Origin of the sequence: Paracoccus fontiphilus (assembly GCF_017356265.1) — a bacterium.
Lineage (GTDB): Bacteria > Pseudomonadota > Alphaproteobacteria > Rhodobacterales > Rhodobacteraceae > Paracoccus > Paracoccus fontiphilus.
On the sequence record NZ_JAFNAW010000020.1, the window covers coordinates 20,477 to 45,953 of the forward strand.

A 25,477-nucleotide genomic window follows, 5' to 3' on the forward strand; every position below is an offset into this window, starting at 1 on the left:
ACCCGGCGACCAGTCAAAATTCGGACAGCGGGCCATGACGACCACCACAAACCGCATCGCCTTCCAGGGCGAGCCCGGCGCCTACAGCCACGAGGCCTGCCGCAAGGCCCGTCCCGGCATGGAGGCCCTGCCCTGCCGCACCTTCGAGGACGTGATCGAGGCGGTGCGCAGCCACCAGGCCGACCTTGCCATGCTGCCGGTCGAGAATTCGACCTATGGCCGGGTGGCCGACATCCACCACCTGTTGCCCGAATCCGGCCTGCACATCCTGGACGAGGCGTTTGTGCGGGTCCGCATCGCGCTGATGGCGCCGCCGGGCACCCGGTTGCAGGACGTGCGCCACGTCCGCGCGCATCTGGTGCTGATTCCGCAGGCGCGCGGCTTTTTGACGCGGCACGGGATCACCGCCGCCGCCTCGGCCGACAGCGCGGGCGCCGCCGCCGACCTGGCGCGCGACCGCACGCCGGGGATGGGCGTCATGGCCAGCGAACTGGCCGCCGAGATTTACGGGCTGGAGGTGCTGGCCCGCGACATCGAGGATCACCACCACAACACCACCCGCTTCCTGATCATGGGGCGGCAGCCCGATCACAGCCGCCGGTCCGACCGGATGCTGACCACCTTCGTCTTCCGGGTCCGCAACCTGCCCGCCGCGCTCTACAAGGCGATGGGAGGGTTCGCCACCAACGGCGTCAACATGACCAAGCTGGAAAGCTACATGGTGGACGGTGTCTTCACCGCGACGCAGTTCTATGCCGATGTCGAGGGGCACCCCGAAGACCCCGCGCTGCAACGCGCGCTGGAGGAGCTGCGCTATTTCACGTCGTCGCTGGACATGCTGGGCGTCTATCCCGCCGATCCGCTTCGCGAGGCGCAGCGCCAGACGGCCTAGGCCGCGCGCAAGTGCGTCACGAAATCGGCGATTCGCTGGTCGTACTTGCGATCCAGCTGCGACTTGCCAAGCTTGGCCGTCTGCAACAGAAGCCGCGCCCGCATGTTGCGGGGACGGACCTCGGTCTCGAACAGCAGGCGCGACTTGACGCGGCTCAGCGCGACGACGGTCAGATCGATCGACAGGTCGAACTGGTCCGAGTGGCCCGCGAAGGTCACGCGCGACGGCCGGTCGAAGCGCGTGACGTCCAGTCGGACGGACCGGCGCTGACCGCGCCAGTTGAAATCCAGCAGCCACCCCAGGCCCGTCCCCGGCTCTTGCGCGGGATCGATGCGCCGCACCGCCACGCCGCGCGCGGAAAGGGTCCGTTCGCTGCGGGAAAAATCGCCGGCGATGTCGAACAGGTCGGTCGCGGGAATATCGGAGTCGATGCGGGTCGAGAATTTCATTCGCGGTTAAACCATCCGGGGCATGTCTGCGGCGATCAGGCCGCGAACCATGCAGGTGATAATCCTACAACGGAAAGAACTTCAACCAGGAATAGAATAGCTTTCCTTGCCCTGTTGCAAGCAAGCACGCACCAGTCAATACTTTCAGGATAGTATTGGGATTTTGAATGCGCAAATCATTTAACCTGCCAAAATCAACAATCTGTGGTTGAGTGGCTGCCGGTCGGCCGATAGTCTGGCCATGGTGGCGCCTGCCGCGCCGGAAGATCTTTGGTCGGAGTTGTACATGCCGGACGGATCGGGCGAGATCGAGCTTTCCGTTCCCCCATCCGCCCCCCTGCACCAGACTGTCGTTCTGCGCATCCTCGCCACGACGGACATGCACATGAAGCTGCTGCCGCATGACTATCATTCAGGCCGTACCTGCACGCGCGGCAGCCTGGCGCAGGTGGCGTCGCTTGTGGACCAGCATCGCCGCAAGGCCCGCAACACGCTGCTGCTGGACAACGGCGACTTCCTTCAGGGCACGCCGCTGGGCGATCAGGCGGCGCTGACCGTCGGCAAGGGCCATCCGGCCATCGCCGCCATGAACCTGATGGGCTATGACGCCGCAGCCATCGGCAACCACGATTTCGCCTTCGGCCTGGATGTCCTGCAATGCGCCGCGCGGCAGGCCCGCTTTCCGTTCCTTGCTGCCAACCTGAGGATCAAGGGACGCCCGGATTTTCCCCGCTACACCATCCTTGCAAGGCGCGTCCTGTCCGAGACGGGCGAGCCCGCCTTGCTGAACATCGGGCTGGTGGGCTTCCTGCCGCCGCAGACAAGGGCGTGGAACACGGATCTGTCACGCCAGATCCGCTGCGACGACATTCTTGCCGTCGCGCGCCGGATCGTGCCCCGGATGCGGGCCGAAGGCGCAGACCTCGTCATCGCGCTGGCCCATAGCGGGATTTCCCCGCATCCCGGATCGGGAGGGGCCGAGAATGTCGCCGCGGACCTGGGCCGCCTCGAGGGCATCGACGCCATCGTGGCCGGCCACACGCATGAGGTCTTTCCCGGAGAGGGCGAAGCTTCAGGATCATTCGTCGATGCGATCGGCGGAACGCTGTCCGGCACACCCGCGGTCATGCCGGGATTTGGCGGCTCGCATCTGGGGGTGATCGACCTGTCGCTGGTGCGCGGGGCATCGGGGGAATGGCGGCTTGCGGGCGCGACATCTCGCTGCGAATCAGTCGGGAACCGGCTGTCCCCTGCCCCCGCCATCCTGCGCCTCGTGGCGAGTTCCCATCGCACGACGCTGTCGCGGCTTGCCACGCGGATCGGAACCAGCCAGCAGCGGATCAGCAGCTATTTCTCGCTGGTGGGCTTCGATCCCGCCCTCAGCCTGGTGAACATGGCGCAACGCTGGTTTGTCCGCAAAGCCCTGCAGGGAACGGCGGCCCAGGGGCTTCCCGTGCTGTCCGCCGCGGCGCCGTTCCGGGCGGGCGGGCGCGGCGGTCCCTTCCATTATACCGATGTGCCGGCGGGGCGGCTGCACCTCGGCAATCTCACGGACATCTATTCGTTCGCCAACCGGATCTGCGCCCTGCAGGTAAACGGCGCGGATCTGCGTAGCTGGCTGGAACGATCGGCCAGTCTGTTCAACCGCATCGATGCGGGCAGTCCCGACCAGCCTCTGATAGACCCGCGCTTCGCCGCCTATCAGTTCGACGTGATCGAGGGCCTGCGCTGGCGCATCGACCTGTCGCAACCCGCCGGCCATGCGCTTGACGGATCAGCCACGGGCAGCAGCCGTGTCCGCGACCTGACATGGCGCGGCCGTCCGCTGAACGACGAGGACCGCTTCGTCTTGGCGACCAACTCGTACCGGATGGCCGGCTGGGGGCTGTTTGCCTCGCTGACCGCCGGAAAGGCATCCATCATGCGTTCCGCCCCTCAGACGCGGGACGTGATCCGGAACTACCTGCGCCAGCGCCGCCATCTGTCGGTGGATCCCGATCCGGCCTGGCGGTTCGTGCCCATGCCGGGAACATCGGTGACGCTTGAAACCGGCCCCGCCGCTCTTTCCCTGCTGTCCCGGGTCGCCGCCCGCTGCGATCTGGACCTGGAACATGCCGGACGGACGGATGCGGGGTTCGCCCTTCTGCGTGTTCATCTTTGACGGGCTTGCATCGCCCGCGCAGCCGCACTATCTAGCACGCGAGAGGTTGGCGCGGGCAGGCGCCTCGCCAACCCGGTCAGGTCCGGAAGGAAGCAGCCGTAACGAGCCCCGCTTGGGTCGTTGTCCAGCCTCTCACCCATCTCCTTTTTTGCGTTAGTTCCGCCGTGCACTCGCCCCCACGCGATTGCTTTGCATGTTTGCATTTTTCGCCCTCTCATCTTTTCTTGGTTTGCAAATTTTCCCGATTGCGCTTTCCCGCACTGCCCCGCCTGACTACGCTGCCTGTGCATAACGGGGGGTGCCGCCATGAAGGACATTCTGCAGGAACTGGAAAACCGCCGTGGGCAGGCCCGGCTTGGTGGCGGCCAGCGGCGCATCGACGCGCAGCACGCCCGCGGCAAGCTGACGGCGCGGGAACGGATCGAACTGCTTCTGGACGAAGGCAGCTTCGAGGAGTTCGACATGTTCGTGGCGCACCGTTCCACCGATTTCGGGATGGAGGCCGACCGCCCCTATGGCGACGGCGTCGTGACCGGCTGGGGCACGATCAACGGACGCATGGTCTATGTGTTCTCGCAGGACTTCACCGTCTTCGGCGGCTCGCTGTCGGAAACCCATGCCCAGAAGATCTGCAAGATCATGGACATGGCGATGCAGAACGGCGCGCCGGTGATCGGGCTGAACGATTCGGGCGGGGCGCGTATCCAGGAAGGCGTGGCCTCGCTTGCGGGCTATGCCGACGTGTTCCAGCGCAATGTCCTGGCCTCGGGCGTGGTGCCGCAGATCAGCGTCATCATGGGACCCTGCGCGGGCGGCGCGGTCTATTCCCCGGCCATGACCGACTTCATCTTCATGGTGAAGGACACCTCCTACATGTTCGTGACCGGCCCCGACGTGGTCAAGACCGTCACCAACGAGGTGGTCACGGCCGAACAGCTTGGCGGCGCGTCCACCCATACCCGGAAATCTTCGGTCGCGGATGGCGCGTTCGAGGACGATGTCGAGGCTTTGACCGAAATCCGCCGCCTGTTCGACTTCCTGCCGCTGAACAACCGCGACAAGGCGCCGGTGCGCCCCTTCTTCGACGATCCCGCCCGGGTCGAGGAAAGCCTGGACACGCTGATCCCCGACAACCCGAACCAGCCCTATGACATGAAGGAGCTGATCGTGAAGGTCGCGGACGAGGGCGACTTCTACGAGATCCAGAAGGACTTCGCCGGCAATATCATCATCGGCTTCATCCGCATCGAGGGGCGCACCGTGGGCGTCGTCGCCAACCAGCCGATGGTGCTGGCGGGCTGCCTGGATATCGACAGCTCGCGCAAGGCCGCGCGTTTCGTGCGCTTCTGCGACGCCTTCGAGATCCCGATCCTGACCTTCGTGGACGTGCCGGGCTTCCTGCCGGGGACGGGTCAGGAATATGGCGGCGTCATCAAGCACGGCGCGAAGCTTCTGTTCGCCTATGGCGAGGCGACGGTGCCCAAGGTCACGGTGATCACGCGCAAGGCCTATGGCGGGGCCTATGACGTGATGGCCTCCAAGCACCTGCGCGGCGATTTCAACTATGCCTGGCCCACGGCGGAGATCGCGGTGATGGGCGCGAAGGGCGCGGTCGAGATCCTGTATCGCAGCGAGCTGGGAGACCCCGACAAGATCGCGGCCCGGACGCGCGACTACGAGGACCGCTTCGCCAACCCCTTTGTCGCGGCGGAAAAGGGCTTCATCGACGAGGTGATCCAGCCGCATTCCACCCGCAAGCGGGTGGCCCGCGCGCTTGCCAGCCTGCGCACCAAGCGGCTGTCGAACCCGTGGAAGAAACACGACAACATTCCCCTGTAAGTTCCGGGATTTCAACCGTGCCGCACAAACGCGTGAATGATGCAGGCCAGCCACAGGGCAAGGGACATTTGTCCGCGGCCGGCCTGGCTGCCTGTCTGATCACGGACGGCATCGCTATCATCGCCACCGGGGCGGTGCAGCAAGACATCCCCCAGAACCCGAGCAGACGGGCGCCAGAGCGCCCGCTTTACAGGAGCGTGACAGTATGTCGAAAAAAATCATCCTCAGCCTCGTGCTGGTTTCGGCTTTCGCTGCGTGCCAGCGCCAGGCAGCAGAGCCCGAGGTCTATGTGCCCACCCCCAACCCGGTCACGACCGAGCCGGTCTACACCAGCAAGTACGGCTCGTAAGACCGACCGGCTGACATCACGCGGGCGGTTCGGCTGCCCGCGCCTTCCCGGCCCGGCGCAGCCCCGCCCCCAACGCAGGGGCACATCATGCTGAAGCACCGAGGCTTTCCGGGACGCCTTCCCGGCACCGATTTCCAGTTCGTCATCCGCCGCGAGAATCGCAAGAAGGGCGCGACGCCGATCACCCGGCGCGAACGCTATCGCGACCGCAAGGCGGCCGACCGCCGCGCCGACGCGGGCTTCCTGGCCGCCCTGATCGAGCATTTCGGCGAGGAACCCTTTGTCCGCGGCAACCTTGACGCCGGCCGCCTGGGCTGGCTGATCGGCCGCGAGGTCAAGCCTGTCGGCGCTTTCGATCCCGCCGATTACGAGCAGTTGCTGCAGGTCGACATGGCCGCCGCCGAAGCCTCCTTCCCCGAGCTTTTCGCCCCCGACAGCCCACCCGACTTCGGCTGGGACGACGAGGCGTGGGACGACGGCGACGAGGACGACGAAACGGACCGTCGATGATGCGCGACTTGCTGCCTAGGGCATTGATCTCACACGCATGTCAATTTGACCTTCCTTGTTGCTATGCGATAGTCGTTCACGACCTTTCACCGGCCGATGAAACGGCCCACAATACAGGCAATACCTTATGCAGACCTCGACGTTCACCCGCATTGCTGGCGGCGCTTTCCTTCTTCTCGGCCTGGCTGCCTGCGACCAGGGCTATGGCGCGGGCGGCATCTCGCCCGACGCGCAGCGCGCGGCAGGCGGCGCCGTCGCCGGTGCCGTCATCGCCAAGGCATTGGACGAGGACATCGCGACCGGCGCGGCTGTCGGCGCCGTGGGTGGCGCGCTGTGCGACGACGCAGGCGTCTGCCAGCGTCGTTACTGAACCTGACCGGCTGGTCCGGCGTTCCGGTCCAGCCACTCATTCGACAGGAAGACAGACATGTCCAAGTTCCTTGCCCTTGCCGCACTGGTCGGCGCGACCGCCGTTGCCGGCTGCACCCAGGGCATCAACCCGACCGATACCGACCGCGCCCTTATCGGTGCCGGTGTCGGCGCGACCATCGCCAGCGTCGGCGGTGAAAACGTCGTCAAGGGCGCGGCCCTCGGCGGTGCAGCAGGCGTGCTGTGCGACGACGTGCGGCTTTGCCAGTAACGACCTGATCGCGGCACGCGGCGCGCGTCCCGATTCCCTTTTCGCCGCCCGGGGCCCTGCGCTCTCGGGCGGCTTTTTCATGTCTGGCCGGGGGGGCCCATGTTCAAGAAGATCCTGATCGCCAACCGGGGCGAGATCGCCTGCCGCGTCATCAAGACCGCCCGCAAGATGGGCATCGCGACGGTTGCCGTCTATTCCGACGCCGACCGCAACGCGCTGCACGTCAGGATGGCCGACGAAGCCGTCCATATCGGCCCGCCCCCCGCGAACCAGTCCTATATCGTGATCGACCGGATCATGGACGCGATCCGCCAAACCGGCGCCGAGGCCGTCCACCCCGGCTATGGCTTCCTGTCCGAGAACATGAAGTTCGCCGAGGCGCTGGAGCGCGAAGGGATCGTCTTTGTCGGCCCGCCCTCCTCGGCCATCGAGGCCATGGGCGACAAGATCACGTCGAAAAAGCTTGCCCAAGAGGCGGGCGTGTCCACCGTGCCGGGCTACATGGGCCTGATCGCGGATGCCGAGGAAGCGGTGCGCATCAGCGGCCAGATCGGCTATCCGGTGATGATCAAGGCGAGCGCGGGCGGCGGCGGCAAGGGGATGCGCATCGCCTGGAACGACCAGGAGGCGCGCGAGGGCTTCGAGTCGTCGAAAAACGAGGCGGCCAGCAGTTTCGGCGACGACCGCATCTTCATCGAGAAGTTCGTGACCCAGCCCCGCCACATCGAGATCCAGGTCCTGGCCGACAGGCACGGCAACGCGGTCTATCTGCACGAACGGGAATGCTCCATCCAGCGCCGCAACCAGAAGGTCATCGAGGAAGCGCCCTCTCCCTTCCTGGACCCCGCGACGCGCAAGGCCATGGGCGAGCAGGCCGTGGCCCTGGCCAAGGCCGTGGGCTATACCAGCGCCGGCACGGTGGAGTTCATCGTGGACGGGGCGAAGAACTTCTACTTCCTGGAGATGAACACCCGGTTGCAGGTGGAACATCCCGTCACCGAACTGATCACCGGCATCGACCTGGTGGAACAGATGATCCGGGTCGCGGCGGGCGAACCCCTGCCTTTTGCGCAAGCGGACCTGACCATCAACGGCTGGGCCATGGAAAGCCGCCTTTACGCCGAAGATCCGTATCGCAACTTCCTGCCCTCGATCGGGCGGCTGACCCGCTACCGCCCCCCGGCCGAGGTCGCGGACGAGGCCCATGTGGTCCGCAACGACACCGGCGTCTTCGAGGGCGGCGAGATCAGCATGTTCTATGACCCGATGATCGCCAAGCTCTGCACCTGGGCGCCGTCGCGCGGCGAGGCCATCGAGGTGATGCGGGTCGCCCTGGACGAGTTCGAGGTCGAAGGGATCGGCCACAACCTGCCCTTCCTGTCGGCAGTCATGGACCATCCGAAGTTCGTCGCGGGCGACATCACCACCGCCTTCATCGCCGAGGAATACCCCGAGGGCTTCGGCGGCGCGACCTTGCCCGAGGACGAACTGGCCCGCGTGGCGGCGGCGGCATCGGCCATGCACCGCGTGGCCGAGATCCGGCGCACCCGGATCAGCGGTCGGTTGGACAATCATGAACGCCGGGTGGGCGAGAACTGGGTGGTTTTCGTCAACGGGCAGGAAATTCCCGTCAAGATCCGTGCCGACCGTGAGGGCGCGACAGTCGCCGTGAACGGCCGCGACCTGCGCGCCGAAAGCGACTGGAAACCGGGTCAGACCCTTGCCCGGCTGACGGTCGATGGCCGCCCGCTGGTGATGAAGGTCGACAAGATCCCCGCCGGGTTCCGCCTGCGCACGCGCGGCGCCGACCTCAAGGTCCAGGTCCGCCGCCCCCGCACCGCGGAACTGACCCGGCTGATGCCCGAGAAACTGCCGCCTGACACCTCGAAATTCCTGCTCTGCCCGATGCCGGGGCTGGTGGTGCGCGTGAACGTGGCCGCCGGCGACGAGGTTCAGGAAGGCCAGGCCCTTGCCACGGTCGAGGCGATGAAGATGGAAAACATCCTGCGCGCCGAACGGCGGGGCGTAATCAAGGCGGTGAACGCCGAGGCGGGCCAGAGCCTCAAGGTCGATGACGTGATCATGGAATTCGAATAGCCGCGCAGGTCCCGGATGCCCCCCTTCGACCAATATCTCAGCCCCCAGGCGCAGCAGGCGGTCATCGCCGGGCTGTTCCTGGCCATCGGCTGGTGGGTCGTGGCGCTTCAGAACCGCAGGCGCGATGCCAACCTGCGGGCCGAACGCGTGCGCGACGTGCAGCGGGCGGTGTTTGCCGAGATCCGGGCCTATCTGGCGGTGCTGAAGCGCGACAACGTGGGCGAATACGGGGCCCGGATCAAGGATCGCATCCTGACCGAGAAAGGCTTCTTCCCGGTCATCCCGACCGAGCATAACGACGCCGTCTTCCGCGCGATCATCGGCGACATTCACGTGCTGCCGCGCGACACGGTCGATCCGGTGGTGCTGTACTACAGCCAGTTGAACGCCATCGCGGCGATGATCAGCGATTTGCGGGAACTGGATGTCGCGAAGATCGGGGCCGAGCGCGCGGCCGGGATGTATCACGACTACATCTCGATGAAGATCGAGGCCTTGGAACTGGGGGAACAGGCGCTGGAGGCAATCGGCGCCAATCTGAACGGCCGGGGCAAGTCTTACCGGAAGACGATCAATAACCCGGCTTCGGGCCGGTTCGGCCAGTGATCGGGGGCGGGTTGTAGGATGTCGTGCTCATGTCGAACCTCCAAGTCCTTCGCCCCGAATATAGGGGGCAGCGTCCGGGTTTTCAACGCTTATGGCACCATCCCCGCCCGGCCGATCTCCTGTCGGCGCAAGGGCAGCTTGTCGATGGCGCGGCTGATCTCGCGCACGTCCCAAGGCAGCGGGCGGCGTTGCTTGACCTGCCCGTCCTTGTCGATGATGACCAGGGAAAAGCCGCGCGGATGCAACTGCCGCCGCCAGGTGCTGTTCGCCCCCGGATCGCTGTCGGTGATGACCACCACGTCGCGTTCGATCAGCGCCTGGTCCCCCGCCTCCAGCGCACGCATCTGTTCGCGGAACGCCGGATCGTTCGGAGTATCGGCAAAGACCACGACCGGCCGGGCGCTCCACAGGAAGTCGTCCGGCATCGCCTCCGCCGCCGACAGGATGCGCAGGTCTGGCCGCGCGTGCTCGGGCTCGGGCGCCGCAAGCTCCTCGGGGCTGGCGGGCTGCGGCTCGACCCTGGGCGGGGGCGCCTCCCTTGCCGGACCCATGGCTGCGACCAGCATCGCAACTAACAGCAATTTCAACTTCATCGGCACCCCTTCCTGCCCTGAATATAGGGCAGCCCGCGCCGTGCGAAAGGATGGATCATGACGAAACCCACGCTGGACGACTGGCAGAAGCTTGCGGCGAAGGAACTGAAGGGCAAGGGTCCCGACAGCCTGACCTGGAACACGCTGGAAGGCATTCCGGTCAAGCCCCTTTACACCGAGGCCGATCTGGAGGGCCTGGACCACCTGGGCAGCCTGCCCGGCATCGCGCCCTTCACCCGCGGCCCGCGCGCGACAATGTATGCGGGCCGTCCCTGGACCATCCGCCAATACGCGGGCTTTTCCACGGCCGAGGAATCGAACGCCTTCTACCGCAAGGCGCTTGCGGCGGGGCAGCAGGGCGTGTCGGTCGCCTTCGACCTGGCGACGCACCGGGGCTATGACAGCGACCATCCGCGCGTGGTGGGCGATGTCGGCAAGGCGGGCGTCGCCATCGATTCGGTCGAGGACATGAAGATCCTGTTCGACGGCATTCCGCTGGACAAGGTGTCCGTGTCGATGACCATGAACGGCGCGGTGATCCCGATCCTGGCCAACTTCATCGTGACCGGAGAGGAACAGGGCCATTCGCGCGCGGTCCTGTCGGGCACGATCCAGAACGACATCCTCAAGGAGTTCATGGTCCGCAACACCTACATCTATCCGCCCGAACCCTCGATGCGGATCATCGCGGACATCATCGAATACACGTCCCACGAGATGCCGAAGTTTAACTCGATCTCGATCTCCGGCTATCACATGCAGGAAGCGGGCGCGAACCTGGTGCAGGAACTGGCCTACACGCTGGCCGACGGGCGCGAATACGTGCGCGCGGCGCTGAGCGCGGGCATGGACGTGGACCAGTTCGCAGGAAGGCTGTCCTTCTTCTTCGCCATCGGCATGAACTTCTTCATGGAGATCGCCAAGCTGCGCGCCGCGCGGCTGCTGTGGCACCGGATCATGTCGGATTTCCAGCCGAAGAAGGCGTCGTCCCTGATGCTGCGGACGCATTGCCAGACCTCGGGCGTGTCGTTGCAGGAACAGGACCCGTACAACAACGTGGTCCGCACCGCTTACGAGGCGATGTCGGCGGCTCTTGGCGGCACGCAGTCGCTGCACACCAACGCCCTGGACGAGGCCATCGCCCTGCCGACGGAATTCAGCGCGCGCATCGCGCGGAACACCCAACTGATCCTGCAGGAGGAGACCGGCATCACCCATGTCGTCGATCCCCTGGCCGGGTCCTATTACGTCGAGAGCCTGACGGCCGAGCTGGCCGAGAAGGCCTGGGCCCTGATCGAGGAGGTCGAGGCGATGGGCGGCATGACCAAGGCCGTCGCCTCGGGGATGCCCAAGCTGAGGATCGAGGAAACCGCCGCCCGCCGCCAGGCCCAGATCGACCGGGGCGAGGAGGTGATCGTCGGTGTCAACAAGTACCGCAAGGACCGCGAAGACCCGATCGACATCCTGGACATCGACAACATGAAGGTCCGCGATGCCCAGATCGCGCGCCTGAACCGCATCCGTTCGACGCGCGACGAGGCCGCAGCCCAGGCCGCGCTTGACGAGATCAGCCGCCGCGCCCGCGAGGGCGGTAACCTGCTGGAGGCCGCCGTCGAGGCCGCCCGCGCCCGCGCAACCGTCGGAGAGATCAGCATGGCGATGGAAAGGGAATGGGGCCGTCACCGGGCCGAGGTGAAGACCCTGGCCGGTGTCTATGGGGCGGCCTACGAGGGTGACGAAGGGTTTGCCGCGATCCAGCGGGACGTGGAAACCTTTGCCGAGGAGGAGGGCCGCCGCCCCCGGATGCTGGTGGTCAAGATGGGCCAGGACGGCCATGACCGGGGCGCCAAGGTGATCGCCACGGCATTCGCCGACATCGGCTTCGACGTGGACGTCGGCCCGCTGTTCCAGACGCCCGAGGAAGCGGCGCAGGATGCGGTGGACAACGACGTGCATGTGGTGGGCATCAGTTCCCAGGCGGCGGGGCACAAGACGCTGGCGCCGAAGCTGATCGAGGCGCTGAAGGCGCAGGGCGCCGGGGACATCCTGGTCATCTGCGGCGGCGTGATCCCGCAGCAGGACTATGACTATCTGCGGCAGGCGGGCGTGAAGGCGATCTTCGGGCCGGGGACGAACATTCCCACCGCTGCCGCCGACATCCTGCGGCTGATCCGGGAAAGCCGGGCGGCTTAAGCTTTGCGTCCCGCGGTGGCCGGGGGACTTCACGTCCCCCGGAACCCCCTGTGGGATATTTGGACCAAGGCAAAGGACATTGCCTTGACTTCGCGGCTGTGAAACCTTGCGCGCGGCAGCAAGGGACAGGCGGATGGACGAGCCGGAGATCAAGCAGATCATCTGCATCAAGTGGGGCACGAAGTTCGGGCCGGAATATGTCAACCGCCTGCACGGGATGATCAGCCGCAACATCACCCCGCCCTTTCGGCTGTTCTGCTTTACCGATGACGGCGCGGGCCTGCATCCCGATATCGCCGTGAGACCGCTGCCGGTCTTCGAATACCGGGTGCCCGTCAACACGCGGGGCAAATGGCCCAAGTCTCGGTTGTGGGGGGATCTGGGCGATGTGACGGGCGTGGTGCTGTTTCTGGACCTGGACGTCATCATCACCGGAAACCTGGACCCGTTCTTCACCTTCGGCGATCCCGACGACACGATCCTGGGGCGCAATCCGAACACGCCGCTGGAAAAGTTGGGGCAGACGTCCGTCTATCGGATGCGGGTGGGCAAGCTGGCGCCGCTGCAGGACATCTTTCGCGCCGATCCGCAGGCCGTGGCGGACAAGTACAAGTACGAGCAGCGTTTCGTCACCCGCAACGCGCCGGGCGGCGTCAAGTTCTGGCCGCGCGGCTGGCTGGCACATTTCCGGATGCATTCGGTCCCGCCCTTTCCGCTGAACTACCTTCGCGAACCGAAGGTGCCGAAGAACAGCCGGATCGTGATCTTCGCGGGCAACCTCAACCCGCCGGATGCCATTGCGGGCCGGTGGCACGAGGACGAGCGGCACCGCCCGCCGCTGGATCACCTGCGCGCCGCCCTTGGCCCGGGGCGCCGGGAAAGCCTGTCCAAGCACCTGCGCCACTACCTGCTGCCCGCCACCTGGGTCAAAGACCTGTGGCGCGAGTGAGATGAGCCTGCCGCGCGCGCCGGACCGCCTGTCGGACGAGATGGCGGCGGCCATCGGCCACGCCATATCGGCCTTCGGCTTTCTGGAGGAGGCGTTGAAGCGCGCGATCTTTTCGCTGACCCGCCAGGAACTGGGGGCGGAGGTCAGCGACAAGGCACTGCAGCAATGGCTGCGGCGGATGGAGGAGATCGCCGACGACACCCTGGGAACCCTGATCGACAGCTTTGCCGCCGCGATGAAGCAATCTGGCATCGAAGGACGACAGCCCCTGGCCGAGGATTTGCGCATGATCCGCCTGAAGCGGAACCTGCTGTGCCACGCCTCGTGGCGTCCCGGCGGCAAGCCGGGTTTCTGGCACCCCACCTTCATCAACACGCGCGGCGAGCGTTACCCCGACGACATGGACGCCGCTGCCGTCCATGCCATCCATGCCGATACCTTGCGGGCGGCGCGGCGGGTCGTGTCCATCATGCGGGACACCGGAATCCATGGCGAATGGGCCGGATTCGACGATCGCGAGGGGGGCGATGCCTGACTCCGTTGCATGAGGCCGCCCGGCGCGCTAACAGCAGGCGACGTTAGACAAGAGGCCCTTATGTCGTCCCCCCTTCGCCTGGGTATCGCCGGGCTCGGCACCGTCGGGATCGGTGTCGTCAAGATCGTCCAGAAACACGCCGATCTTCTGGCGCTCCGGACGGGCCGCCCCGTGTCGATCACCGCCATCAGCGCCCGCGACAGGCGCAAGAACCGCGACGCCGACCTGTCCTCCTACCGGTGGGAGGACGATCCGATGGCCGTCGCGACCGCCGGCGACGTGGACGTCTTCGTCGAACTGGTGGGCGGCGACAGCGGCATCGCCAAGGACAGCATCGAGGCGGCCCTGCGGTCGGGCAAGGACGTCGTCACGGCCAACAAGGCGCTGCTGGCGGTCCATGGCCAGGCGCTTGCCGAACTGGCCGAGGGCCTGGGCCGCACCCTGCGGTTCGAGGCAGCGGTGGCGGGCGGCATCCCCGTCATCAAGGCGATGACGGAATCACTTGCCGGCAACGAGATACGCCGCGTCATGGGCGTGATGAACGGCACCTGCAACTATATCCTGACGCGGATGGAAAGCGCGGGCCTGCCCTACGCGGACGTGTTCGAGGAAGCCCGCCAGCTTGGCTATCTGGAGGCCGACCCGACCCTGGACGTGGGCGGCATCGACGCAGGCCACAAGCTGTCGATCCTGTCTGCCATCGCCTTCGGCACGCAGGTCAATTTCGACGCGGTCGAGATCGAGGGGATCGAGCGCGTCAGCATCGACGACATCCGCCGCGCCGCCGACATGGGCTATCGCATCAAGCTGCTGGGCGTGGCGCAGATGACGCCGCGCGGGCTGGAACAGCGCATGTCCCCCTGTCTTGTCCCCGCCGACAGTCCCTTGGGTCAGCTCATGGGCGGCACCAACATGGTCGTGGTCGAGGGCGACAGCGTCGGCCAGATCGTCCTGCGCGGCGCAGGCGCGGGCGAAGGCCCGACGGCCAGTGCCGTCATGTCCGACGTGATCGAGATCGCGCGCGGCGTGCAGTTGCCGGTCTTCGGCCAACCGGCGGCCAGCCTGAAAGCCGCGCAGCCCGCGCGCACGGCCGTTCCGGCGGCCTACTACATGCGGCTGGAACTGCAGGACAAGCCGGGCGCGCTTGCCAAGGTCGCGACCGTCCTGGGTGAGGCCGGGATTTCGATCGACCGGATGCGCCAGTATGGCCAGCACAGCCCCGAAAGCGTTCCGGTCCTGGTGGTCACCCACAAGACCACGCCCGAGGCCATCGACTTCGCCATCGAGGCGCTGCCGCGCACGGGCGTCCTGGTCAGCGATCCGGTCGAGTTGCGGATCGAGGAAGTCTGAAGGGCACCTCGATTCTTTAGCTTTTCCGGCTGCGGGTAGCGGGCGGGCGGCTCGAAATGGGCGTGATGCAGCCCGTCAGCGCCCTTGCGCGCTATGGGGTCATTGATGCTTTGCCTGTCGCGCGCGGCGTTTCGTGCCGCACGACTTGGTTTCCGCGCCCTGGTGTCAGCCCGGGCACGGGTTCAGACGGCTCAACTGGCCGAGGCGGCGCATGTTGTAAGCCAGGTTCTTCATCCCGATCTTTGCCTTCGCCCGCACCATGCCGATCGTCCGCACCAGTGTGCCGCCCATCTCGTTGGCTTGCGCGCCGAAGACATGCTCGACCCGTGCGCGCACCGAAGATCTGGTCCGGTTGCTGCCTTGGCTTGCTCGGTCAGCGGCTTGCCGCGCTTGCCCTTGCGGTGGATGTGGCTCTTCAGCTTGCACGCGCAGAGCCTGGCTTCCATGTCCTCGGAGCGATAGGCCGGATTGGCCCCGACACCCGCGCCGGTGTTGCCCCGCGTCAGCAGGTGGTCCACCGCCTGGCTGTCGTGCAGGGCGGCATCGCTGACATGGTAACGCCGCACCAGCTTGTGCTTCCTGTCCATACTCACATGGTTCTTGTAGCCATAGTGGGATTTCCCGTGCTTACTCGTCGGGAAAACAGTCCCCCAGACTGTTTTCTGATCCTCCTCGCTCCAGCGGGCATCAACGTCCTTCTGTGACCGCTTGGCCGGGTGGTCCGCCCAATCCTCAGGAACCTTTTACCGCTCTTGATTGCCTGGTTTTCATCACGCGTATTATGGTTGCGCGGCACCGGGACGATGGAGGCATCAAGGATCTGCCCGCCCCGCGCGATATAACCTTGTCGCGCAAGATAGCCGTCGAACTGCTTGAACAGCATCTCCACCACGCCTGCCTGCGCCAACGCCTCGCGATAAAGCCAGACCGTCTTGGCATCGGGCACCCGGTCCTCAAGCCCGAGGCTGAGGAACCGTCCTGGCCGACAGCCGATCACGCACCTGGTATTCGATCTGGTCGTCGGACAGGTTATAGAGCGCGCTCAGCACCAGCGTCTTGAACATCAGAACGGCGTCCATGGGCTTGCGCCAGACCCGCTCAAGGATGGGGCGAAACTCCTCCCGTGCCGCCACGGCGTTGATCTCGACCAGGGGATCCTTCTTGGTGTCCAGGCTCGCATAGCGGTCCGAAAGATCAAAAAACCCATCTGCACCATCGTCAAGCTCCAGCAGCCGAAAGCCCTGTGCGTCCTGCCCCGGCGGCCCGGTTAGCGCAATTTTTCCAGGTGCCCTGAAAAAGGAAAGGGGGCCGCAAGGCCCCGCTTCGTTCCAAGGCGGAAAGCCTCAGCTTCCCGCGATGATCCGCACATAGTTGCGCGTTTCGCGATAGGGGGGGATGCCGCCGTATTTCTGCACCGCGCCCGGTCCCGCGTTATAGGCCGCCAGCGCAAGGCGCCAGTTGCCGAACTGGTTGTACATCATCCGAAGATAGCGTGCCCCGCCGTTCAGGTTCTGCACGGGATCATTGGGGTTCACCCCCAGCTTCGCCGCCGTTCCGGGCATCAGCTGCGCAAGGCCGGTCGCACCCTTGTGGGACCGGGCCCGCGGGTTCCAGCCCGATTCCTGCTGGACCAGACGCAGGAACAGATCCTCGGGGATACCGTGCTGGCGGGCGGCCGCGCGGGCGTGGGGGATGAAGTCGCTGCGCTTGCCGCGATAGGCGGGAATGTTCGCGGAAAGCTGGATTTCCACCGAACTGGTGCTGCGCCCCCTGGGCTGCAGCCGCGCCGATTGCTGGTATTGCCCGGCCAACCGCGAATCCATCAGCCGCGTCTGGCGGGCGAACTGCTCGGCGCGCGATTTCGATGAACTGCCCGACAGGCGCAGCCCCTCGGCCCCGGCGGGAACCGCGATTCCCGCGATCAGGACCGCGCACAGACCCGCCTTGATGGTTGGGATGAATTTCATGTCCCCGCCCTCGTTGTTTTGGGTTTTGAGGGGACTATACAGATTTCGGGGCCCGTCGCCAGCATCGCTTTTCAGACAGGCCGGGGCACGTCGGCGCCAAAGCGCCTATTTGCATCGAGAAGGGCCCTGCGCTAGACCGTTCGCCAAGAAACACAGTGCAAGGAGCCCGCCATGGCAGGCAGCGTCAACAAGGTCATCCTGATCGGCAATCTGGGCCGCGACCCCGAAATCCGCACCTTCCAGAACGGCGGCAAGGTCGCGAATCTGCGGATCGCAACCTCGGAACAGTGGAAGGACCGCAACACGGGCGAGCGCAAGGAACGGACCGAATGGCACAGCGTCGCCATCATGTCCGAGGGCCTGGTCAACGTGGTCGAGCGTTTCCTGAAGAAGGGCAGCAAGGTCTATATCGAGGGCCAGCTGGAAACCCGCAAATGGCAGGACCAGTCCGGCCAGGACCGCTACGCGACCGAGGTCGTGCTGCGCGGCTTCAACAGCACCCTGCAGATGCTGGACGGACGCGACGGCGGCTCGGGCGGCGGCCGTGACAGCGGCGGCGGCTTCGGGGGCGGCGGGTATGACGACTACGATCGCGGCGGCTCGTCGAGCAGCGGCGGCGGCGGCAGCCAGGGTGGCGGCAGCCGCAGCGACTATGACGACGAAATTCCGTTCTGATCCTGTCGCGGGGCGCGGCTAGCGCGCGTCCCGCAACACCTGTTCCAGCAGGTCCGCCTTCACGTCGTCGCTGACAAAGGCCTCGCCGATGCCGCGCGCCAGGACGAAGCGCAACTGGCCGTCCACGACCTTCTTGTCCTGCCCCATCAGCGCGATCAGCGCGGCGTCGTCGGGCAGATCGCCCGGAATGTCACGGATGGCTGCGGGCATCCCCATTTCCCGCAGATGCGCAAGCACGCGCGACGGCGCTTCCTGGCTGCACAGCCCCATGCGGGCCGACAGGTCGAAGGCCAGCACGCAGCCGATCGCCACGCCCTCGCCATGCAGAAGGCGGCTGGAATAGCCGGTGGCCGATTCCAGCGCGTGGCCGAAGGTATGGCCCAGGTTCAGCAGCGCGCGTTCGCCTTGCTCGGTTTCGTCGCGGGTGACGATGCCCGCCTTCATCGCGACCGAATGCGCGACGGCGTGCTGGCGCAGCGCCATGTCGTCGCGCAGGCGGGGGGCATTGACCTCCAGCCACTCGAAGAAGTCCGCGTCCCCCAGCAGGCCGTATTTCGCGACCTCGCCATAGCCCGCAAGGAAATCGCGCGGCGTCAGCGTGTCCAGCACCGCGATGTCGGCCAGAACCAGCGAGGGCTGGTGAAAGGCGCCGATCAGGTTCTTGCCGTGCTGACTGTTGATGCCGGTCTTGCCGCCGACGCTGCTGTCCACCTGCGCCAGAAGCGTCGTGGGGATCTGCACGAAGCGAACGCCCCGACGCAGGATCGCCGCCGCAAAGCCCACCAGATCGCCGATCACGCCCCCGCCAAAGGCGATGACGATGTCCCGCCGCTCGACCCGGTGTTCCAGCAGCCATTCGACGCAGGTGGTCAGGTGCGGCCAGCTTTTCGTGGATTCGCCGGGCGGCAGCACCAGGGCCTCGGACACGATGCCCTGCGCCGCCAGTGCCGCCTGGAGGCGCTTCAGGTGCAGCCCCGCCACGGTCTCGTCCGTCACGATGGCAACGCGCGGACGGCGCAGCAAGGGCGCGATCTCCTCGCCCGCGCGGTCGATCAGACCGGCGCCGATGCGGACGTCATAGGCGCGGTCGCCCAAGGGCACATGAACGGTGACGGGTTGGGGATGGCTGGTCATGGCGTCTCGATCACTAGGGCGGGGTCGGCGTCGCGGATCGCGTCCAGAAGCCGCGCGGTGGCGGCGTCCACGCTGTCGCCGGGGCGCGCGGGAAAGGTCAGTTCGGCCAGGGCGTAGGTCGGCTCGCGTTCGGCAAGAAGGCGGGCCAGGGTGCCCTTGGGATCGGCGGTCTTCAGCAGGGGCCGGGTCGTGCGCTGCCGCACCCGGTGCCACAGCGTGTCCAGGTCGCAGGCCAGCCAGACCGACAGGCCCGCCGCCCTGATGGCCGCCCGGTTGCGTTCTTGCATCCAGGCGCCCCCGCCGGTCGAGATCACGCGCGGCGATTCCTTCAGGATGCGCGCGATGACCTGCGCCTCGCGGTCGCGGAAGAACGGCTCTCCGTCGCGGGCGAAAATCTCGGAGATGGACATGGCCGCCGCCGTTTCGATCTCGACATCCGAATCGGTGAAGGGGACGTGCAGCCGCCGGGCCAGTTCCGTCCCGAGGGCGGTCTTGCCCGCCCCCATCATTCCAACCAGCACGATATGGCGCCTCAGGCGCTGGCGCATAAACAACCCCCGTTCATTGGCCCGACTGAATGGCGTGATCTTTCGGAAAATGCCATATATATTCCGGCCAAGCCGGCGAAAGACCGGCTGAATGTAGCGAACAACGACGAACGAGGCGAATTTCGATGCGGCTGCTCAAGGTTCTGGTGGTGCTGATTCTGGCTGCGGTGATCGGCCTGGTGGGATACGCCTATTTCGGCGACATGCAGCCGGTCCGGTCCGAGGTGCGCAGCCCCATCGCCGGCGCGCCTGCGGCACCCGCCGCCGGGACGGAAACCGAGTGAGCGTGCGCCTGCTGCCCGTGGCCGTTGCGCTGGCGCTGGCCTGGCCTGCCCAGGGCCAGCAGCCGCTGTCGGCCAGCGACTGGCTGTCGGGCAGCGTGCGCGGGCCAGATCGCGAAAGCTCGGCCTGGAGGCCGGGCGACAAGCCGCCCCCCGACGTGCCCGGCGCCCCCGGCCCCAAGCCCGTCGCCGCGACCGGAGAGGTCGGCTCGGTCCAGGTCACCCGGCTGGGCAACGGCAATCCCGACGCCGTGGGCCTGAAGACCCCCCGCAAGGCCGGCCTTCCGCCGGATCTGTGGGAAGGCAGCACCACCACCGCCCTGGCCGAGATGATCCTGCGCACACCTGCCCGGCTGCCCGCGATGAACGCGCTGCTGGATCGCGTGCTGACCACGCAGTTCGCCCCGCCAACGCAGGCTGACGCCCCGCAGGGCGCATTGTTCCTGGCGCGCGCCGACCGGCTGCTGGATGCGGGCGCCGTGGACCGGGCGCAAGCGCTGCTGATCGCCGCCGGACCCAGCAATCCCGAAATCTTCCGCCGCCTGTTCGACATCGCCCTGCTGGAAGGGGACGAGGGCCGGGCTTGCGACATCATGAACACCACTCCCGGCATTGCGCCCAGCTTTGCCGCGCGCATCTTCTGCCTTGCGCAGACCGGCGACTGGGCCGCCGCCGCCATCAGCCTGCACGGGGCCGAGACGCTGGGCCTGCTGGACCAGCGGCAGGCGGTGCTGCTGACGCATTTCCTGGACGACGCCTATGTGGACAGCGGCGAGGCGCTGCCCGCCCCAGACCGCATGACGCCCCTGGACTTCCGCATCCACGAGGCGATCGGCCAGCCGCTGCCGACATCGGCCCTGCCGATCGCCTTTGCCCATTCCGACCTGCGGATGAACAATGGCTGGAAGGCGCGGCTGGAAGCGGCCGAGCGTCTTGCCCGCGCCGGCGCCATTGCGCCCAACATGCTGCGCGCACTTTACAGCGAACAGAAGCCCGCGGCCTCGGGCGGGGTCTGGGAACGCGCGGGCGCCATGCGCACCCTGGAGGCCGCCCTGGCCGGGGGCGACCCCTCGCCCGCCCTGCCCCACGCCTTTGACCAGTTCCGCGGCGCCGGCATGGCGGATGTCCTTGCCGCCATGGTTGCCGCCGACCTTCCCGAGGGCGGCGAGGGACGCTCGGCCGAGATCGCCGTCTGGCTGCGCCAATGGCAGGGCCTGCCGACGCCGGTGCCGCTGGTTCTGGACCCGGCGCTGAAAGCCGATGGCGTGCAGCCCCCCGACACCCAGAAGGGCGAGGCCCTGCTGGCCGCCATGGCAGACGTGGATGCGGGGCTTGACGGCGACCTGCCCCGCGCGGGACGCGGCCTTGCGATGATCCGCGCGCTGGGGCTGTCGGCCGAGGCCGATCTGGCGGCGGCGCAACTGTCGCTGCTGCCGGTGATGCGGGTCGCGCCATGATCGCCGATCACCGCGCCATCTCGGCCTTTCTGGATGCCAAGGCTGCCGAGTCCGGTTCGGCGCAGAATACGATGCTGGCCTATGGGCGCGACCTGCGCGACCTGTCGGACTGGCTGGCTGCCCGCCGCGCGACGCTTGCCGACCTGACCCGCGAACGGGTCGAGGACTATCTGACCCATTGCGACGCACAGGGTCTGTCGCGAGCGACGCGCGCACGGCGGCTGTCCTCGATCCGGCAGTTCTCGCGCTTCGCGCTGGAGGAAGGCTGGCGCGAGGACGACCCCGCCATCCGCATCGTGGGCCCGGGAAAGGCCAAGCGCCTGCCCAAGACCCTTGGCCGGGACGAGATCGAGGCCCTGCTTGCCGCCGCCCCCCAGATCGGGCGCAGCGAGACAGAACAGGCGCGCAACCTGTGCCTTATCGAACTGCTTTATGCGACCGGGATGCGCGTCAGCGAACTGGTGTCGCTGCCCGTCGCGGCGTGCCGGGGCGATCCGCGCGTGCTGCTGATCCGGGGCAAGGGAAGCAAGGAACGCATGGTGCCGCTGACCCCCCCGGCCCGGCGGGCGCTGTCGCACTGGCTGGCGCTGCGCGACGCTGCCCCGAAGAACAGCGCCTTGGGACGCCTTGTGGCGGGCAAGGGCGCGCGCTGGCTGTTTCCCGCGCCGGGCGCCGTGGGCCACATGCCGCGCCAGACCTTCGGGCGGCTGCTGAACGACATGGCCGTGCGCGCGGGCGTCCTTCCGTCCCGCGTGACGCCGCATGTGATCCGCCACGCCTTTGCCACCCACCTGCTGGAAGGCGGCGCCGACCTGCGTAGCATCCAGACGCTGCTGGGCCATGCCGACCTGGGCACGACCGAGATCTATACGCATGTCCTGGACGACCGGATGCGGGACCTGGTGCTGACCCATCATCCCCTTGCCCGCAGGGGATAGGGGTCTTGGACCTTGCCCTTCCTGCCGCTAGGGAGGGCGGGCAATGATCCTGCGGGGGAACGGATGAAGCTTCAGATCGGCACGCGCCTGCCGGGCGATACGCAAGCCGCCGGGATCATGCTGATTTTGGCCGCGATCCTAGGCTTCACGATGATGGACGCGACGGCAAAGCACCTGACGCAGACCTATCACCCCGCGCAGGTCGTCTGGGCGCGCTTCGTCGGCAACCTGCTGATCTTCGCGATCATCTTCCGGGGCGCCCTGTTTCCGCTGCTGCGCACCCGCCGTCCCGGCCTGCAATTCGCCCGCGCCCTGATGCAGCTGGGATCGGTGGCGCTGTTCTTCAGTTCGCTGCAGGTGATCGGCCTGGCCGAGGCGACGGCGATCATGGATCTGAACCCGGTGCTGATCACCCTGGGCGCCGCGCTGTTCCTGGGCGAGAAGATCGGGCCGCGACGGCTTGCCGGCATCGGCGCCGCCCTGGTCGGCGCGCTGATCATCATCCGCCCCGGCATGGGCGTGTTCCAGCCCGCCGCGCTGCTGCCGCTTGCGGGCGCCTTCACCTATGCCACGGGCGCGCTGCTGACGCGCATGGCGCGGGCGGATTCGGTCGCCACGTCCGTCATGTGGTCGGCGGTGGTGGGCAGCCTGCTGACCTCGCTGGCGGTGCCCTTCGTCTGGCAGCCGATCGCGCCGTCGGACCTGTGGGCCTTTGCGTTGCTGGGGGTCTTCGGCACGCTCAGCCAATACCTGCTGGTCCGCGCCTTCGCCACGGCCGAGGCCGGGGTGCTGGCGCCCTTCGGCTATACCGGGCTGGTCTGGGCCGGGCTGTGGGGCTGGCTGCTTTTCGGGCAGCTTCCCGATGTCTGGACGGTCGCGGGGGCCACCATTATCGTTGTCGCGGGCCTGTATGTCTGGTCGCGTGAGGCCCGCGCGGCGCGAAAGATCCCATGAGCCATCCCGACACTCCGCCCCTGTCCGACCGGATCGCCAACGCAGCCTTTCTGTCGGTGATCGGCCTTGCCCGGCTGTTGCCCTATGAAAGGCGCATCCCCGCCGTGGGCTGGCTTTTCGCGCATGTGCTTGGCCCGCTTGCGGGCTGGCGGGGCCGCATTCGGGAGAACCTGACGCTCGCCCGCCCCGACCTCACGCCCGATGAGGTCAGGGCCCTGACCCGCGCGGTGCCGAACAACGCGGGCCGCTCCGTGGCCGAAATCTATTCGGGCGAGGAATTCACCGACCGCATCCACGCCGCCGACCCGCTGGAAGGCCCCGGCCTGCCCGCGCTGGAGGCCGCCTTCGACGCGCATCGCCCGGTCATCATCGCCTGCGCGCATTTCGGCAACTACGACGCCATGCGCGCGGCGCTGTCGGGGCGCGGCTGGCCGGTCGGCGCGCTCTACCGCCCCATGAACAACGAGGCGTTCAACCGCCACTACATCCCCGCCATCACCGCCATCGCGGAACCCCTGTTCCCGCGCGGCAGGTCCGGGCTGACCTCGATGCTGCGGTTCCTGAAGGGCGGCGGCTGGCTGGCGCTGGGCTTCGACCAATACGACCGGCACGCGCCGGAACTGCGGTTCTTCGACCTGCCCAGCCGCACGGTGCTGACGCCTGCCGAACTGGCCGTCCGCTATGACGCGCTGCTGGTGCCGGTCCACGGCATCCGTTGCCCCGACGGCCTGCGCTTCCGCGTCCATGTCGGCGCGCCGGTCGAACGCGGCGAACCGGCGCAGATGATGCAGGCGCTGAACGACGACCTGGAGATGCTGGTGCGGCAGCACATGGACCAGTGGTTCTGGGTCCATCGGCGTTGGAAATAGCACCCGTTCTGATCGCTGGCGCACATCCCCTGCGCGCCGGCGATCCTTGCGGCATTGCGGGGCCAACCCCTACATCGACCGCAAGGCGCATCACGCGCAAGAAGGGATCACCACCATGAAGAAGATCGGCTTTCTGTCCTTCGGCCACTGGTCGCCCGAGCGCGGCTCGCAGGTCCGCACCGCCCGGGACGTGCTGCTGCAATCCATCGACCTGGCCGTCGCCGCCGAGGAGCTGGGCGCGGACGGCGCCTATTTCCGCGTCCATCACTTCGCGCGCCAACTCGCCTCGCCTTTCCCCTTGCTGGCCGCCGTCGGGGCGCGGACCAGCCGGATCGAGATCGGCACCGGCGTCATCGACATGCGCTACGAAAACCCGCTCTACATGGTCGAGGACGCGGGCGCGGCCGACCTGATCTCGGGCGGACGGTTGCAACTGGGCATCAGCCGGGGCAGCCCGGAACAGGTGGTCGATGGCTGGCGCCATTTCGGCTATCAACCCGCCGAGGGCGAGAGCGAGCAGGACATGGCCCGCCGCCATACCGAGGTCTTCCTGCAACAACTGGAAGGCAAGGGCTTCGCCCGTCCGAACCCCCGCCCGATGTTCCCGAACCCGCCGGGCCTGCTGCGGCTGGAACCGCATTCCGAAGGGCTGCGCGACCGCATCTGGTGGGGCTCGGCGTCCGACGCAACCGCCGAATGGGCGGCGCGGATGGGCATGAACCTGCAAAGCTCGACCCTGAAGGTGGATGAAAGCGGAGAGCCGTTCCACGTCCAGCAAGCCCGCCAGATCCGCACCTATCGCGAGGCCTGGAAGGCGGCGGGCCACGAACGCGCCCCGCGCGTGTCGGTCAGCCGGTCGATCTTTGCCTTGGTCAGCGACATGGACCGCCGCTATTTCGGGCGCGGCGGCAAGGACAGCGACCAGATCGGCAACATCGACAACTATCGCGCCGTGTTCGGGCGCAGCTATGCCGACGAGCCCCCTCGCCTGATCGAGCAACTGCGCGAGGACGAGGCCATCGCCGAGGCCGACACCCTGCTGCTGACCGTGCCGAACATGCTGGGGGTGGACTACAACGTCCATGTCCTGGACAGCATCCTGCGCCACGTCGCCCCGGCGCTCGGTTGGCGCTAGCCCAGCCCGGTTTCCCGCAGATAATGCCGCACCGCGTCCGCCACATGGCGGAAGCGGTCGCCGCCCAACTGCTTGCCGCCGTACCAGCGGGTCACCACCACGACATGATCGCGCAGCCCGGCACGCTCCAGCATCTGCAGGATCAGCGCGCCCGCGCCCGCCTCTCCGTCATCGTCCTTGACCGGCTCGCCCCCAAGGATCGCAGCCCAACTGTTGTGGGTGGCCTTGGCGAAGCGCTTGTTGCGCTTCAATTCGGCCAGCAGCGCCAAGGCCTCGGCCCGATTGGCGGCTGGGCCACCTGAAACCGCATAGCGCGATCCCCGGTCCGAGATGATCTTGTCGAAGACCTGCACGGC

Annotated in this window: 26 protein-coding genes, 1 other RNA gene and 1 pseudogene; 21 read left to right on the plus strand and 7 right to left on the minus strand. The window is 67.0% G+C overall.

Features of this window, described 5'->3' with window-relative positions:
- Nucleotides 1–34 precede the first annotated feature (34 nt).
- Complete coding sequence (locus tag J0F76_RS09215; protein ID WP_207468298.1) at nucleotides 35–892, plus strand: prephenate dehydratase; 858 nt, start codon at nucleotides 35–37, stop codon at nucleotides 890–892.
- Here J0F76_RS09215 and J0F76_RS09220 read toward each other — a convergent pair.
- Nucleotides 889–1,341 carry an SRPBCC family protein gene (locus J0F76_RS09220; protein WP_207468300.1) on the minus strand — a complete coding sequence of 151 codons (453 nt, stop codon included), beginning with the start codon at nucleotides 1,339–1,341 and terminating at the stop codon, nucleotides 889–891. The genes J0F76_RS09215 and J0F76_RS09220 overlap by 4 nt on opposite strands.
- Nucleotides 1,342–1,627: 286 nt before the next feature.
- Here J0F76_RS09220 and J0F76_RS09225 point away from each other — a divergent pair, with 286 nt between their 5' ends.
- The 9 genes from J0F76_RS09225 (at nucleotide 1,628) to J0F76_RS09265 (ending at nucleotide 9,543) form a co-directional block, all read left to right on the plus strand.
- The gene (locus tag J0F76_RS09225; protein ID WP_207468302.1) at nucleotides 1,628–3,502 is read left to right on the plus strand and encodes a bifunctional 2',3'-cyclic-nucleotide 2'-phosphodiesterase/3'-nucleotidase; all 1,875 of its coding nucleotides are present in this window, start codon (nucleotides 1,628–1,630) and stop codon (nucleotides 3,500–3,502) included.
- Nucleotides 3,503–3,542: 40 nt separating this feature from the next.
- Nucleotides 3,543–3,639: signal recognition particle sRNA small type (ffs, locus tag J0F76_RS09230), an RNA gene on the plus strand.
- A gap of 169 nt (nucleotides 3,640–3,808) precedes the next feature.
- Nucleotides 3,809–5,341, plus strand: a complete 1,533-nt coding sequence (locus J0F76_RS09235; RefSeq protein WP_207468304.1) for an acyl-CoA carboxylase subunit beta — start codon at nucleotides 3,809–3,811, stop codon at nucleotides 5,339–5,341.
- A gap of 205 nt (nucleotides 5,342–5,546) precedes the next feature.
- Nucleotides 5,547–5,690, plus strand: a complete 144-nt coding sequence (locus tag J0F76_RS09240) for a hypothetical protein (protein ID WP_207468306.1) — start codon at nucleotides 5,547–5,549, stop codon at nucleotides 5,688–5,690.
- Between the two features lie 87 nt (nucleotides 5,691–5,777).
- Nucleotides 5,778–6,200: a hypothetical protein gene (locus tag J0F76_RS09245; protein WP_207468309.1), complete on the plus strand. Its 423-nt coding sequence runs from the start codon at nucleotides 5,778–5,780 to the stop codon at nucleotides 6,198–6,200.
- A 127-nt stretch (nucleotides 6,201–6,327) separates the two neighbouring features.
- Nucleotides 6,328–6,570 (plus strand): hypothetical protein, encoded by a 243-nt coding sequence (locus J0F76_RS09250; protein WP_207468311.1) that lies wholly within the window; start codon nucleotides 6,328–6,330, stop codon nucleotides 6,568–6,570.
- A gap of 57 nt (nucleotides 6,571–6,627) precedes the next feature.
- Entirely contained in the window at nucleotides 6,628–6,840 is a 213-nt protein-coding gene (locus J0F76_RS09255) for a hypothetical protein (RefSeq protein ID WP_207468313.1), read from the plus strand.
- Nucleotides 6,841–6,939: 99 nt separating this feature from the next.
- The gene (locus J0F76_RS09260; protein WP_207468315.1) at nucleotides 6,940–8,937 is read left to right on the plus strand and encodes an acetyl-CoA carboxylase biotin carboxylase subunit; all 1,998 of its coding nucleotides are present in this window, start codon (nucleotides 6,940–6,942) and stop codon (nucleotides 8,935–8,937) included.
- Nucleotides 8,938–8,952: 15 nt separating this feature from the next.
- Nucleotides 8,953–9,543: a hypothetical protein gene (locus tag J0F76_RS09265; RefSeq protein WP_207468318.1), complete on the plus strand. Its 591-nt coding sequence runs from the start codon at nucleotides 8,953–8,955 to the stop codon at nucleotides 9,541–9,543.
- Between the two features lie 89 nt (nucleotides 9,544–9,632).
- On the opposite strand, the gene J0F76_RS09270 is transcribed toward J0F76_RS09265, so the two are convergent.
- Nucleotides 9,633–10,136 carry a DUF4174 domain-containing protein gene (locus J0F76_RS09270; RefSeq protein WP_207468320.1) on the minus strand — a complete coding sequence of 168 codons (504 nt, stop codon included), beginning with the start codon at nucleotides 10,134–10,136 and terminating at the stop codon, nucleotides 9,633–9,635.
- Between the two features lie 57 nt (nucleotides 10,137–10,193).
- On the opposite strand from J0F76_RS09270, the gene scpA reads away from it, so the two are divergent.
- The 4 genes from scpA (at nucleotide 10,194) to J0F76_RS09290 (ending at nucleotide 15,163) form a co-directional block, all read left to right on the plus strand.
- A complete protein-coding gene (scpA, locus tag J0F76_RS09275) occupies nucleotides 10,194–12,329 on the plus strand; it encodes a methylmalonyl-CoA mutase (RefSeq protein ID WP_207468329.1) in 2,136 nt (711 codons plus the stop codon).
- Between the two features lie 133 nt (nucleotides 12,330–12,462).
- Entirely contained in the window at nucleotides 12,463–13,278 is an 816-nt protein-coding gene (locus tag J0F76_RS09280) for a glycosyl transferase (protein ID WP_207468331.1), read from the plus strand.
- A gap of 1 nt (nucleotide 13,279) precedes the next feature.
- Nucleotides 13,280–13,813 carry a hypothetical protein gene (locus J0F76_RS09285; protein WP_207468333.1) on the plus strand — a complete coding sequence of 178 codons (534 nt, stop codon included), beginning with the start codon at nucleotides 13,280–13,282 and terminating at the stop codon, nucleotides 13,811–13,813.
- A gap of 60 nt (nucleotides 13,814–13,873) precedes the next feature.
- Nucleotides 13,874–15,163, plus strand: coding sequence for a homoserine dehydrogenase (locus J0F76_RS09290; RefSeq protein ID WP_207468335.1), 1,290 nt, complete (start codon nucleotides 13,874–13,876; stop codon nucleotides 15,161–15,163).
- Nucleotides 15,164–15,328: 165 nt separating this feature from the next.
- Here the strand turns inward: J0F76_RS09290 and J0F76_RS09295 are convergent.
- Nucleotides 15,329–16,392: pseudogene (locus J0F76_RS09295) on the minus strand (IS5 family transposase).
- Between the two features lie 114 nt (nucleotides 16,393–16,506).
- Nucleotides 16,507–17,130, minus strand: coding sequence for a lytic transglycosylase domain-containing protein (locus J0F76_RS09300; RefSeq protein ID WP_207468338.1), 624 nt, complete (start codon nucleotides 17,128–17,130; stop codon nucleotides 16,507–16,509).
- A 171-nt stretch (nucleotides 17,131–17,301) separates the two neighbouring features.
- Between J0F76_RS09300 and ssb the strand changes: the two genes are divergently transcribed.
- The gene (ssb, locus tag J0F76_RS09305; RefSeq protein ID WP_207468340.1) at nucleotides 17,302–17,805 is read left to right on the plus strand and encodes a single-stranded DNA-binding protein; all 504 of its coding nucleotides are present in this window, start codon (nucleotides 17,302–17,304) and stop codon (nucleotides 17,803–17,805) included.
- Nucleotides 17,806–17,823: 18 nt separating this feature from the next.
- Here ssb and aroB read toward each other — a convergent pair whose 3' ends face one another.
- Both aroB and J0F76_RS09315 read right to left on the minus strand, forming a co-directional pair.
- Entirely contained in the window at nucleotides 17,824–18,939 is a 1,116-nt protein-coding gene (gene aroB / locus J0F76_RS09310; protein WP_207468343.1) for a 3-dehydroquinate synthase, read from the minus strand.
- Nucleotides 18,936–19,487, minus strand: a complete 552-nt coding sequence (locus J0F76_RS09315) for a shikimate kinase (protein ID WP_207468346.1) — start codon at nucleotides 19,485–19,487, stop codon at nucleotides 18,936–18,938. The genes aroB and J0F76_RS09315 overlap by 4 nt, the downstream gene beginning before the upstream one ends.
- A 125-nt stretch (nucleotides 19,488–19,612) precedes the next feature.
- Between J0F76_RS09315 and J0F76_RS09320 the strand changes: the two genes are divergently transcribed.
- The 6 genes from J0F76_RS09320 to J0F76_RS09345 all read left to right on the plus strand — a co-directional run bounded on the left by J0F76_RS09320 (nucleotide 19,613) and on the right by J0F76_RS09345 (nucleotide 25,121).
- On the plus strand, nucleotides 19,613–19,771 hold the full coding sequence (locus J0F76_RS09320) for a hypothetical protein (RefSeq protein ID WP_207468348.1): 159 nt from the start codon (nucleotides 19,613–19,615) through the stop codon (nucleotides 19,769–19,771).
- Nucleotides 19,768–21,225 (plus strand): hypothetical protein, encoded by a 1,458-nt coding sequence (locus tag J0F76_RS09325; protein ID WP_207468351.1) that lies wholly within the window; start codon nucleotides 19,768–19,770, stop codon nucleotides 21,223–21,225. The genes J0F76_RS09320 and J0F76_RS09325 overlap by 4 nt, the downstream gene beginning before the upstream one ends.
- Entirely contained in the window at nucleotides 21,222–22,163 is a 942-nt protein-coding gene (locus J0F76_RS09330) for a site-specific tyrosine recombinase XerD (protein WP_207468354.1), read from the plus strand. The genes J0F76_RS09325 and J0F76_RS09330 overlap by 4 nt, the downstream gene beginning before the upstream one ends.
- A gap of 63 nt (nucleotides 22,164–22,226) precedes the next feature.
- Nucleotides 22,227–23,117 carry a DMT family transporter gene (locus tag J0F76_RS09335; protein WP_207468357.1) on the plus strand — a complete coding sequence of 297 codons (891 nt, stop codon included), beginning with the start codon at nucleotides 22,227–22,229 and terminating at the stop codon, nucleotides 23,115–23,117.
- On the plus strand, nucleotides 23,114–23,986 hold the full coding sequence (locus J0F76_RS09340; RefSeq protein WP_207468360.1) for a lysophospholipid acyltransferase family protein: 873 nt from the start codon (nucleotides 23,114–23,116) through the stop codon (nucleotides 23,984–23,986). Before J0F76_RS09335 ends, J0F76_RS09340 begins: the two co-directional genes overlap by 4 nt.
- A gap of 115 nt (nucleotides 23,987–24,101) precedes the next feature.
- Nucleotides 24,102–25,121, plus strand: coding sequence for an LLM class flavin-dependent oxidoreductase (locus J0F76_RS09345; RefSeq protein ID WP_207468403.1), 1,020 nt, complete (start codon nucleotides 24,102–24,104; stop codon nucleotides 25,119–25,121).
- Here the strand turns inward: J0F76_RS09345 and J0F76_RS09350 are convergent.
- On the minus strand, nucleotides 25,118–25,474 hold the full coding sequence (locus tag J0F76_RS09350) for a YigZ family protein (RefSeq protein WP_207468362.1): 357 nt from the start codon (nucleotides 25,472–25,474) through the stop codon (nucleotides 25,118–25,120). The genes J0F76_RS09345 and J0F76_RS09350 overlap by 4 nt on opposite strands.
- Between the last annotated feature and the right edge of the window lie 3 nt (nucleotides 25,475–25,477).